Annotated in this window: 9 protein-coding genes; 7 read left to right on the forward strand and 2 right to left on the reverse strand. The window is 58.8% G+C overall.

Annotation, left to right across the window (positions count from 1 at the left end; genetic code table 11):
- Positions 1-81: 81 nt before the first annotated feature.
- The 4 genes from FGO67_RS09310 to FGO67_RS09325 are packed head-to-tail and all read left to right on the forward strand — an operon-like array spanning position 82 to position 5,017.
- Entirely contained in the window at positions 82-1,089 is a 1,008-nt protein-coding gene (locus tag FGO67_RS09310) for a TAXI family TRAP transporter solute-binding subunit (RefSeq protein ID WP_203300447.1), read from the forward strand.
- Between the two features lie 2 nt (positions 1,090-1,091).
- Positions 1,092-3,239 (forward strand): TRAP transporter permease, encoded by a 2,148-nt coding sequence (locus FGO67_RS09315; protein ID WP_203300448.1) that lies wholly within the window; start codon positions 1,092-1,094, stop codon positions 3,237-3,239.
- A gap of 13 nt (positions 3,240-3,252) precedes the next feature.
- Entirely contained in the window at positions 3,253-3,999 is a 747-nt protein-coding gene (locus tag FGO67_RS09320; RefSeq protein ID WP_203300449.1) for a sulfite exporter TauE/SafE family protein, read from the forward strand.
- A 25-nt stretch (positions 4,000-4,024) separates the two neighbouring features.
- Positions 4,025-5,017, forward strand: a complete 993-nt coding sequence (locus FGO67_RS09325; protein ID WP_203300450.1) for a zinc-dependent alcohol dehydrogenase family protein — start codon at positions 4,025-4,027, stop codon at positions 5,015-5,017.
- A 74-nt stretch (positions 5,018-5,091) separates the two neighbouring features.
- On the opposite strand, the gene acnB is transcribed toward FGO67_RS09325, so the two are convergent.
- Positions 5,092-7,686, reverse strand: coding sequence for a bifunctional aconitate hydratase 2/2-methylisocitrate dehydratase (acnB, locus tag FGO67_RS09330; RefSeq protein ID WP_203300451.1), 2,595 nt, complete (start codon positions 7,684-7,686; stop codon positions 5,092-5,094).
- 196 nt (positions 7,687-7,882) lie between these two features.
- On the opposite strand from acnB, the gene FGO67_RS09335 reads away from it, so the two are divergent.
- Positions 7,883-8,488, forward strand: coding sequence for a MiaE family protein (locus tag FGO67_RS09335; protein WP_203300452.1), 606 nt, complete (start codon positions 7,883-7,885; stop codon positions 8,486-8,488).
- A gap of 1 nt (position 8,489) precedes the next feature.
- Here FGO67_RS09335 and FGO67_RS09340 read toward each other — a convergent pair whose 3' ends face one another.
- Positions 8,490-9,371: a LysR family transcriptional regulator gene (locus FGO67_RS09340; protein WP_203300453.1), complete on the reverse strand. Its 882-nt coding sequence runs from the start codon at positions 9,369-9,371 to the stop codon at positions 8,490-8,492.
- 140 nt (positions 9,372-9,511) lie between these two features.
- Here FGO67_RS09340 and FGO67_RS09345 point away from each other — a divergent pair, with 140 nt between their 5' ends.
- Positions 9,512-10,282, forward strand: a complete 771-nt coding sequence (locus FGO67_RS09345; RefSeq protein ID WP_203300454.1) for a ferredoxin--NADP reductase — start codon at positions 9,512-9,514, stop codon at positions 10,280-10,282.
- A 128-nt stretch (positions 10,283-10,410) separates the two neighbouring features.
- On the forward strand, positions 10,411-11,991 hold the full coding sequence (locus FGO67_RS09350) for a PQQ-dependent sugar dehydrogenase (RefSeq protein ID WP_338039548.1): 1,581 nt from the start codon (positions 10,411-10,413) through the stop codon (positions 11,989-11,991).
- Positions 11,992-11,998 lie beyond the last annotated feature (7 nt).

The following is an 11,998-nucleotide window of genomic DNA, read 5'->3' on the forward strand; positions in this document are numbered from 1 at the left end:
AGTCGTTTCGTCAAAGCGCTACCGTGATAAGTTGTTAGGAAGCGCCCCGTAATAATTATAAGCATCTGAGGATAAAGACATATGAACAGGAACACTCTGTGTAAATCCGCTATGGGTGTGGTTGCCGCAGCCGCCGTTTCGCTGTCAGCCAGCGTGCAGGCCGAAGGCAATTACGTGATGGGTACCGCCACCACCGGTGGGACCTATTATCCGGTCGGTGTGGCAATCTCCACGCTGATCAAGGTGAAGCTCGAGCCGCAAACCAACATCTCGGTTTCTGCCATCAGTTCTGCCGGCTCCGGTGAGAACCTCAAGCTGATGGACGAAGGGCAGATCCAGTTCGGCATTCTTCAGGGTCTTTACGGCGCCTACGCCTGGAATGGTACCGGCCCGGTCCCCAAGCCTTACAAGAACCTTCGCTCCGTCTCCATGCTGTGGCAGAACGTTGAGCACTTCGTGGTGCGCAACAGCGTGGTCGACACCGGCACCATTTCTGACATGACCAACCTGTACGATGAGAGCTTCTCCATTGGTGCCCGCAACTCCGGTACCGAAGGCTCAGGTCGCTTTATCCTGGGTAAGGTTGGCGTCGATCTGGAGCAGGTGGACATCGCTTACCTGGGCTACGGCCCCAGTGCTGATGCCATGCAGAACGGCAACATCGACGGCATGAACATTCCCGCTGGTGTGCCTGCTTCCGCGGTGACCCGCGCCTACGCCAATCTGGGCAAAGACATTACTACCCTGGACTTCACTGCGGAGCAGCTGGCCCAGGTAAACAGCGACTTTGAGCTGTGGACCCCGTACACCATTCCTGCCGGCACTTACCCGAATCAGGACAAGGACATCAACACGATTGCCCAGCCAAATATCATGGCGGCCCGTGCCGATGTCCCGGAAGAGGACGTGTACCAGATCACCAAGACAATCTACGCCAACCTGCCGTTCCTGAATAACATCCACCCGGCCACCAAGGCCATGGCGCTGGAAAAGGCGATTGCCGGCCTGCCGATGCCGCTGCATCCGGGCGCTGCTCGTTTCTATCGGGAGCAGGGCATCGATATTCCTGAGCGACTGATCGCGGAGTAAACGTGGCGGAGCAACCAACCAGCGAACCTCATATCGAGGTTCGCGACGAAAGCGCCAGCGACGCCAGCGAACGCCTTGATCACCGGCTCCTCGGACCGGTGATTTTTGGTTTAGCCATCGTCACGTCGCTGATTCATCTGTACTTCAATACTGTGTCCACACTCTCCGAGCTGTGGACGTCGGCGTTGCACTTTGGCCTGTTCGGGCTGATTTGTGCGCTCACCACTCCCATGCTGAGGGTGCGCTCCGTGGCTGGCCAACGGGCCGTGTTGGGCGTTGACGTGTTTCTCGGGCTGGCTGCACTGGCCTGCGCGATCTACCTGATGCTGTTTGAGAACGCGCTCTATGATCGGGGTGTCAATTTCAGCACCGGCGACTGGATATTCTCCATTGCCGCAGTGTTGCTGATTTTGGAATTTGCGCGCCGCACCGTGGGTTGGTTTATCCCGGTGCTGTGCATTCTCGCGTTGTCCTACGTCGCCTGGTGGGGTCAGTACGTGGACGGTATCTTCAACTTCCCGGGGTTGACCTGGGAAACCGTTCTGTTCCGTTCCTACATTGGTGGTCAGGGCATGCTCGGCTCCATTGCCCGGATCTCCTGGACCTATGTGTTCATGTTCATCCTGTTTGGGGCCTTCCTGGTGAAATCCGGCGCCGGTGACTTCATCATCGAGCTGGCCCGGTGCGCGGCAGGCCGCTTTGTCGGTGGCCCGGGTTTCGTGGCGGTGTTCTCCTCCGGCCTGATGGGTTCTGTCTCGGGCTCCAGTGTTGCCAACACCGTGTCCACTGGCGTGATCACTATTCCGTTGATGCGCAAGGCCGGCTTTCCGGCGCGCTTTGCAGCGGGTGTTGAGGCCGCGGCTTTCACCGGTGGTCAGCTGATGCCGCCGGTGATGGGGGCAGGGGCGTTCATCATGGCCTCGTACACCCAGGTATCCTACCTCACCATCATCTCCGTGGCGGCACTGCCGGCCCTGCTGTATTTCCTGTCGGTGGCGATGTTTGTTCGTATCGAGGCCAAGCGCAGCCATGCCGTCAAACTGGAAGATGAGGAAGCCCCCACCCTGAAGGAGGTGCTCAAAGACGGCTGGCATTTCCTGTTGCCGTTGGTGGTTCTGGTGGCAGCGCTGGTCTATGGTTTTACGCCCACCTACGCGGCCGGTATTGCCATTCTGTCGGTGATCGTTGCGTCCTGGCTGTCGAAACACCCAATGGGCCCTAAAGACATTCTGGAAGCTCTGGTGATGGGTACCCGCAACATCACCACCACGGCGATTCTGCTGATCACAGTGGGGCTGATTGTCATGGTGGTGTCGACCACCGGCATAGGTAATACCTTCTCAATCATGATTACCGACTGGGCCGGCGGCAGCCTGCTGATTACCATCGTTCTGGTGGCGCTGGCGTCCCTGATCCTGGGGATGGGTTTGCCGGTGACGGCGGCCTATATCGTACTGGCCACACTGTCGGCTCCGGCAATCTATAACCTGATCGCCCAGAGTCAGTTGTTAGACTTGGTGATGAGCGGGAATCTGCCGGAACAGGCCAAGTCAATCTTCATGCTGGTGGCGCCGGACAAGATGAACCTGCTGAACGCGCCGATGGACCAGGCGACCGCCCAGCAGTTACTGGCGTCGGTGCCGGATACCTTCAGTTCGCAGTTGTTGGAACAGGCCTTGTCGCCCGCAACCTTGTCGATGGCGCTGGTGGCTGCCCACATGGTGATCTTCTGGTTGTCCCAGGATTCCAACGTAACGCCACCGGTGTGCCTGACGGCGTTCGCTGCGGCCGCCATCGCCGGCACGCCCCAGATGCGCACCGGTTTCACCGCATGGAAGCTGGCCAAGGGGCTGTACATCGTACCGCTGTTGTTTGCCTACTCACCGCTGATTACCGGCGACTTTGACCAGATGCTGCAGGTGTTCTGTTTTGCCTTGTTCGGCATCTACGCCATCGTAGCGGGGCTTGAGGGGTATCTGGAACATCCACTCAATCCGCTTGTGCGCTTGCTGATGTTCCCGATTGGCGTGCTCATGCTCTGGCCTCACGGCCAGATTGCGTTGGACGTGACAGGGCTGGTGATCTTCATCATCGCCTTCGTATGGAGCAGTCGCCAGGGTCGGCGGATGTCCATGCCGGCCACTGCATGACGGAACCCCGGCTATGACACTGCTGGAAATCCTGGCGCTGTTGGCGCTGGGTGGCATCGCCGGCTTCATCAACGTGCTGTCGGCCGGTGGCTCCATGCTGACCCTGCCGTTGTTGATGTTCCTTGGCTTGCCACCCCAGGTGGCCAACGGCACCAACCGGGTGGCTATCACCTTGCAGAGTATCACCGCGGTGGGCAGCTTCCACCGCATGGGGCACGGCAACCTCATAGTGAGCCTGCGCCTGGCCGTGCCTGCGGTTCTGGGTTCGTTACTGGGGGCTTGGGTGGCGACCTGGGTGCCCGATGCGGTATTCGAGGTGGTCTTAGTCTCGGCTATGATCGGTGCCTCGGTATTCATGCTGTTGCCGCAACCCAATCTGGATACCCGCCCACTGACCGTGGACCGGCTGACCCCGGCCATTTATCTGGCAATGTTCTTTGTCGGGATGTATGGCGGGTTTATCCAGGTGGGTGTCGGGGTGCTGTTTATTGTGGTCCTGTACCACATGCTCAAGATTGATCTTCGGCAGGTGAACGTGCTCAAGGTGTCCATTGTCCTGCCTTTCACCTTTGCGGCGCTGGTGGTCTTTGCGATTAACGACCAGGTCCGCTGGGGTGTGGGGCTGACCCTGGCCCTGGGCAATGTCACCGGTGCCTTCATTGCCACTCATGTGAATATGAGCAAGCAGGGCGCGCGTTGGGTGAAGGCAATCACTCTGGTGATGGTGGCTGCCATTCTGGTTCGACTGGTTTTTTATTGATAACCGAATAACGAGGTTTTTGACGATGAAAGCGATGGTTATTGAAGAGTTCGGCGGCCCTGAGGTGTTTGTCGAGCGTGAGGTGGACACACCGGAGCCGGCCGAGGGCCAGGTTCGCATCAAGGTGGTGGCCTCCAGTGTGAATCCGCTGGAAACCAAGATCCGTTCAGGGCTGGTGAAAACCGGGCCGGCGATGCCCGCGATCCTGAATGGTGATGTCTCCGGTGTGGTCGACAAGGTTGGCCCCGGAGTGACTGGCTTTGCCGAGGGCGACGAAGTGTTCGGCTGTGCCGGCGGTGTTAAGGGTTGGCAGGGTGCACTGGCCGATTACATGATTGCCGATGTCCGTCTGCTGGGCAAGCGCACGCCTGCGATGAGCCTGCCGCTGGCCGAGTGTGCGGCCTTGCCGCTGGTGTTTCTGACCGCCTGGAGCGCCCTGGTAGATCGGGCCGGAATGCAGTCGGGAGAGCACGTACTGATCCACGCCGGTACCGGTGGCGTGGGCCATGTGGCGATTCAGATTGCCAAGTACCTGGGCGCCCGGGTGGCGACCACGGTCTCTACCGAAGCGAAAGCCGAGCAAGCCCGCGCTTTGGGTGCTGATGACATTATCTTCTACAAGGACGAGTCGGTAGAGGACTACAAGCAGCGCCTGACCGGTGGTAAGGGCTTTGGCCTGGTGTTCGATACCGTGGGTGGTGGCAACGTGGACCGCTCCATTGAGGCCACGGCGGTGAACGGCCGCCTGTGTTCGATCAACACCCGCTCGACCCATGACTTGAGCCAGATGCACGCCAAGAGCCTGACTCTGCACGTGATCTTCCGCTCCATCTCGCTGCTGCATGGCATTGGCATGGATGACCAGCCACGGCTGCTGAAAGCGTTGTGTGATTTGCTGGAGCAGGGCAAGGTCAAGCCGCTACTGGATACCCAGCGTTTCAAGTTTACCCAGATTGGCGACGCCCATCGTCGTATCGAGTCGGGTGAGGCTGTCGGTAAGATTCTGCTCGAGCGATAAGTTCTTTCAGGCATAAAAAAACGCCAGCCCGAGGGCTGGCGTTTTTCGTGGAGCTTACCGTAAAGGCGTGATGCTTAGGCGATGTTCGCTTCAGCAGCCTTCTTGGTGTAGTTCTCCATCTGGTCGAAGTTGAGATACTTGTAGATCTCTTTCGACATGCTGTTCAGGTCCTTGGCGTACTCCATGTACTCCTGCGGGGAGGGGAGTTTGCCCAGAACCGCACCAACCGCTGCCAGTTCCGCTGAGGTCAGGTACACGTTGGCACCATCACCGAGGCGGTTCGGGAAGTTACGGGTGGAGGTAGACAGCACGGTGGACTTGGCTGCTACACGAGCCTGGTTGCCCATGCACAGGGAGCAGCCCGGCATCTCGGTGCGAACACCGGCGGTGCCGTAGGTGTTGAAGTAGCCTTCTTCCATCAGCTGCGCCTGGTCCATCTTGGTCGGCGGAGACATCCACAGACGGGTGGTCAGGGCGCCTTTGTGCTGCTCAAGCAGTTTACCAGCGGCACGGAAGTGACCGATGTTGGTCATGCAGGAACCGATGAAGACTTCGTCGACCTTGTCGCCAGCCACTTCGGACAGGAACTTGGCGTCGTCCGGATCGTTCGGGCAGCAAACGATCGGCTCCTTGATGTCGGCCAGATCGATTTCGACGACGTGAGAGTACTCGGCGTCTTTGTCGGCACGCATCAGCTTCGGATTGGCAATCCACTCTTCCATCTGCTTGGCGCGACGCTCCAGGGTGCGCGGGTCGCCGTAACCTTCAGCAATCATCCAGCGCAGCATGGTGATGTTGGAGCGCAGGTACTCGGCAACGGACTCTTCCGACAGGTTGATGGTACAACCGGCGGCAGAACGCTCAGCGGAAGCGTCAGACAGCTCGAACGCCTGTTCAACGGTCAGGTGCTCAAGGCCTTCGATTTCCAGGATGCGGCCGGAGAATTCGTTGATCTTGCCTTTCTTTTCAACGGTCAGCATGCCTTGCTTGATGCCGTACAGGGGAATGGCATGAACCAGGTCACGCAGGGTGATACCCGGCTGCATTTCGCCCTTGAAGCGCACCAGTACTGATTCCGGCATGTCCAGCGGCATGACGCCAGTGGCGGCCGCGAAGGCTACCAGGCCAGAACCGGCCGGGAAGGAGATGCCCATCGGGAAACGGGTGTGGGAGTCACCACCGGTACCAACGGTGTCCGGCAGGAGCATGCGGTTCAACCAGGAGTGGATGATGCCGTCACCCGGACGCAGGGCAACACCGCCACGGGTCTGGATGAAGTCCGGCATGGTGTGCTGCATTTCCACGTCGACCGGCTTCGGGTAGGCCGCGGTGTGGCAGAACGACTGCATAACCAGGTCAGCCTGGAAGCCCAGACACGCCAGATCTTTCAGTTCGTCACGGGTCATCGGACCGGTGGTGTCCTGGGAGCCCACGGTGGTCATGTGCGGCTCGCAGTAAGTGCCAGGACGAACGCCTTGGCCTTCTTCCAGGCCGCAGGCCTTGCCGACCATCTTCTGGCCCAGGGTAAAGCCTTTGGTGCCAGCTTCCGGATCTTTCGGCAGACGGAAGATGTCAGTGGCACCCAGGCCCAGTGCTGCGCGGGCTTTGGCGGTCAGGCCACGGCCAATGATCAGCGGGATACGGCCGCCGGCCTGAACTTCGTCCAGGATCACGTCGGACTTGAAGCTGAACTCGGAGATGGTTTCGCCCGCTTCGTTCAGGATCTTGCCTTCGTACGGACGGATGTCGATGACGTCGCCCATGTTCAGGTCGTCAACAGGTGCTTCAAATACCAGGGCGCCAGCATCTTCCATGGTGTTGAAGAAGATCGGAGCAACCTTGTTGCCGATGCACACGCCGCCGGCGCGCTTGTTCGGTACACCCGGAACATCCTCGCCGAAGAACCACAGTACGGAGTTGGTGGCAGACTTACGTGAGGAACCGGTACCAACCACGTCACCTACGAAGGCAACGGGCAGGCCCTTGGATTTGATTTCGTCAATCTGGCTCATCGGGCCAGTAACGCCGGGCTCTTCCGGCTTCAGGCCATCACGCTCCATTTTGTAAGCGGCGCGGGCGTGCAGCGGGATGTCCGGACGGGACCAGGCATCGGGGGCCGGTGACAGGTCGTCGGTGTTGGTTTCGCCGGTAACCTTGAAAACCACCATCTTGGTGCTTTCCGGAACCTTCTTCTTGTTGGTGAACCACTCGGCGTTGGCCCAGGATTCAACCACAGCCTTGGCGACGGCGTTGCCGGCGTCCATCTTTTCCTTCACGTCGTTGAAGGCATCGAACATCAGCAGGGTGCGCTTGAGCTTTTCGCCCGCCAGTTCGGCCAGCTCGGCATCGTCCAGCAGGTCGACCAGAGTGGCGATGTTGTAGCCACCCTGCATCATGCCCAGCAGCTCAACCGCTTTTTGCTTGCTCAGCAGCGGGGAGGCAGCTTCATCTTTAACGATGGCGGTCAGGAACGCGGCCTTAACGTAGGCGGCTTCGTCTACGCCCGGCGGGATGCGGTTTTCCAGAAGATAAACGAGAGTTTCTTCTTCACCGGCCGGCGGATTTTTCAGCAGCTCAACCAGAGCGGCTGTTTGCTCGGCGTTCAGGGGCTTGGGAGGAATACCCAGAGCTTCACGTTCAGCAACGTGTTCACGGTATGCTTCTAACACGATATGGACCCTCATCAGTTGGAATGTCCCGCGCCCAGCCCTTTTCAGCCTGGCGGGAGTTTTATGGCGGAAAGGCCTTAAACTGGTGCGGCATTCTATAGGAAACCCCTTATAAAGTTAAGATGGACAGTGGTCGGAGTGGTCTGTTAGGTGCGCTATACTCACGCGTCCCAATTTTTAGACTCAGAACGCTGACATGAACGAAGCCCTGCAAGAGATTCACGACTTCCTGCCATGCCGCACGCCGCAGCAATGGATCGACAATGCCTTGGCCAATCAGGATCTGATGCTGATCGACCACGCCCATTGTGAAAAAAAAGCCGCCTCCACCGCGCTGAGCCTGATGTATCGCTACGTCGATAACACCGACCTGCTGAATAAGATGTCGCGCCTGGCCCGGGAAGAGCTCCGGCATTTCGAGCAGGTGCTGGCGATCATGAAAAAGCGCGGCGTGACCTACGATCACCTTACTCCGGCGCGCTATGCCGCGGGGTTACGGCAGGAAGTGCGGGCGGAAGATCCCGGTCGTCTGGTGGATGTGCTGGTTGTTGGCGCGATCATTGAAGCTCGCTCCTGTGAGCGGTTTGCCACCCTGGCGCCGCATCTGGATGACAAGCTGGCGGATTTCTACAACAGCCTGCTGAAATCTGAAGCCCGGCATTACCAGGATTATCTGAAACTGGCGGAGCAGGCCAATGGTGGCCCGGTGGATGACCGGGTAAAGGCGTTTCTCAACATTGAGCATGGCCTGATCACCGAGCCGGACACCGAATTCCGCTTCCACAGCGGCCCGGTCCAGTAAGCTAGAGCTGTCGGCACAGCTCCATCCAAGCATCGATGCCGGCACTGCGGTACTTTTGCTTGTGCAGGATGAAGTAGAACTGCCGGTCAAACTGCCGGTGCTCCGGAACCTTCAGGGGTACCAGGCTGCCGCGACGGAAGGCGTCTTCGAGCACCACTTCCGACAAACAGCCGATACCGAGATTGGTTTCCACGGCCCGCTTGATGGCTTCGGTGTGCTCGAGTTCCAGCAACACGTTGAGGTCTGTGAGCAGGCCGTGCATGCCCCGCTCGAAACTTTGCCGGGTGCCGGAGCCCTGTTCGCGCATGATCCAGGTGGCTTCGCGCAGGTCGTCATCGGTTAGTGACGTTTTGCTGGCCAGGGGATGGTCGGGCGAACAGAACACCACCAGCTCATCGCCCCGCCAGGGTAGTACTTCCAGCTCGGAAGCGTGCAGTTCGCCCTCGATCAGGCCGATATCCAGTTCAAAATCCTTGACCCGGCGGGCAATGGTGCTGGTGTTGGCCACTTCCAGTGAAACCCGGGGATGGGTAGGGGTATTCATGTATTGGGCCATCACGCCCACGGCCAGATAGTTGCCGATGGTTAGCGTGGCACCGACTTTAAGAGCGCCCACTTCCGTGTGTTTACTGAAGGCCTGTTCCAGCTCCTTGGCCTGAGCGAGCACGGCTTCTACTTTCGGGCGATACAAGCGCCCCAGCTCATTCAATTGCAGGCGTTTCCCGACCCGATCGAAGAGCTGGATATCAAACTGGTTTTCGAGTTCTTTCAGCGCGCTGCTGGCAGCGGATTGGGACATGGCCAGGGATTCGGCGGCCCGGGTGATGTTCTGGAAGTTGGCCGCGGCGAGGAAAACTTCAAGCTGTCGGAAGCTGTATTTCATGTTGGCGCGCTCTAAATCGATTCACTCGAATAAGGTTATGAAGATATCCCATTTTCCCGATAGGTTAGTCCTGGGGTAAACTTTTTTCAATCCAATTTCGAATAGTTCGCACACAGGCGAATGAGCAGGACGAGGTTTAAATGAGCAACCTGATTAAAGAGACAGTGACCAGCGTACACCACTGGAACGATACCCTGTTCAGCTTCAAGACCAGCCGCGACCCGGGGTTCCGCTTCAAGAACGGTCACTTTGTGATGATTGGTCTGGAAACCGATGGCAAGCCGCTGATGCGTGCCTACAGTATTGCTAGTGCCAACTACGAAGAAGAGCTCGAGTTCTTCTCGATCAAGGTTCAGGACGGCCCGCTGACCTCACGTCTGCAGAAGATTGAGGTGGGCGATGAAATCCTGGTGAGCCGTAAGCCCACAGGCACCTTGGTGATGGACAACCTGCTGCCGGGCAAGAATCTCTGGATGATCAGTACCGGTACCGGACTCGCACCGTTCATGAGCATCATCAAGGACCCGGAGGTTTACGAGGCTTATGACAAGGTGATCCTGACCCACGGCGTTCGCTACGTATCCGAGCTGGCCTACCAAAAGGATATTGAGGAGCTGCCTGAGAACGAGTTCTTCGGCGAGATGGTCAAGGGTAAGCTGGAATACTACCCAACCGTCACTCGGGAAGCCTTCCGCAACGAGGGCCGTCTGACCGACGCCATGGAAAGTGGCAAGATCACCAAGGATCTGAACCTGGCCGATTTCGATCCGGAACACGACCGGTTCATGATCTGCGGCAGCCCGAGCATGCTCAAAGACACCTGCGCCATCCTGAACAAGATGGGCTTCAAGGAAGCACGTGGTGGCGAGATGGGGCACTATGTGATCGAGCGGGCATTCGTTGAGCAGTAATCGCTCCAAGCACTAGCCCAGCTCCGAAAAAACCCCGGTGCGAAAGCCCGGGGTTTTTTCGTTGGTGTTTTGCACCCTCGGGTCGCTATAGTTTTGTAAGCGCTGGTCAGCAACATAAGGAAAGAGCTGTGACAAACGTAGTTGGGTTAAAAGGCCGTGTGGCCGCCTTCGCGATCGCCTTGCTGGTAGGGGTGGTGCTCGGGACGGTGGTGCAAACTCACTTTAACCTGCTGGCGTTGCAGCAACTGGGCGTTGAGATCGGTGCCGGGGCTCGGTGGTCGACCACGGTTGATGACTTGCGCCAGTTTGCTCCTTTTTACGCTGCGCTCTTTGGCGTCAGCTTTTTACTGTCGACCCTGGTCACCGGGCTGCTATTGAAAGTGCTTGGCCTGGGGCATCGAGTTTTGTTTCATGCTTTTGGCGCCGCTGTGGCGCTGTGGGTCACCTTTACTCTGGTCGATGCCCTGACGCCGCCGCCGACACTGATTGCGGCAACCCGAACCCTGGGTGGCCTGGCTGCTTTGTTGGTGACGGCCGCGTGCGCCGGTGGTCTCTATGCGAGATTGACTGCGGTGAAAGGGTTGCCTCGCGCCGGCTACAACTCCGTCGCCGCATTGGCGCTGGTCACCGGCCTTGCCATGCCCGGTGCTGAGCTGCGGGCACAACCGTCAGCGGACTATCAAGTACAGGAAGTTGTTTCGGGGCTTGAACATCCCTGGTCGCTGGCGTTCCTGCCGGACGGCGGTGCCCTGGTGACTGAGCGCCCCGGCCGACTGCGCCGGATTACGGCTGCGGGCGAGTTGGTACCCGGGGAAGTGTCGGGCCTGCCAGAGGTGTTCAGTTCCGGGCAGGCGGGCTTGTTTGAGGTGCTGATTTCTCAGGATTTCGCTTCGAGCGGTCTTGTGTTCCTGAGTTATGCCTGTGGCGTGGAGACCGCTAACCACCTGTGTGTGGCGAGGGCAAAACTGGGCAAAGATAGGCTGGAGGATGTCGAAGAGATTTTTCGAGCCCTGCCGGCTAAAAAAGGCGATGCCCATTACGGCGGTCGCATGGCCCAGCTGCCAGACGCATCGCTCATCATTACCCTTGGTGATGGTTTCGACTACCGGGAGCAGGCCCAGATAATTGGCAATCATCTCGGTAGCGTGGTTCGCATCGGCACCGACGGAGTGGCACCGGAAGACAATCCATTCATTGATTCGCCTGAGGCCCGGCCGGAAGTGTTCAGCTATGGTCACCGCAATGTGCAGGGGTTGGTATACGACTCGCTCGAGCGGATATTGATCAGTCACGAGCATGGCCCCCGTGGAGGGGATGAGATCAATGTGCTGCGGCCAGGGCAGAACTATGGTTGGCCGGTGATCAGCTATGGGCTCGATTACACCGGTGCGCGGATTACCCCGTTTACCGAATACCCGAATATGGAACAGCCGCTGCTGCAGTGGACGCCCTCGATCGCCCCCTCTGGTATGACTCGATACCGCGGTGAGCTGTTTCCTGAGTGGCAGGGGGATTTGTTCGTGGGGGCGCTCGCCGACCGCAGCGTCCGCCGGGTGGAGTTTGTCGATGGCAAGGCCGAGGATGTGGATACGCTGTTCAAGGAACTGAAGGCCCGTATCCGGGATGTCGTTACCGGGCCGGAGGGGGCGCTTTACCTGCTAACCGATGAGTCCAATGGCCGGGTCCTGCGGGTGACGCCAGGGCCATGACAGTGGG

The organism is Marinobacter sediminum (genome assembly GCF_016820575.1).
In the GTDB taxonomy this organism is placed as follows: Bacteria; Pseudomonadota; Gammaproteobacteria; order Pseudomonadales; family Oleiphilaceae; genus Marinobacter; species Marinobacter sediminum.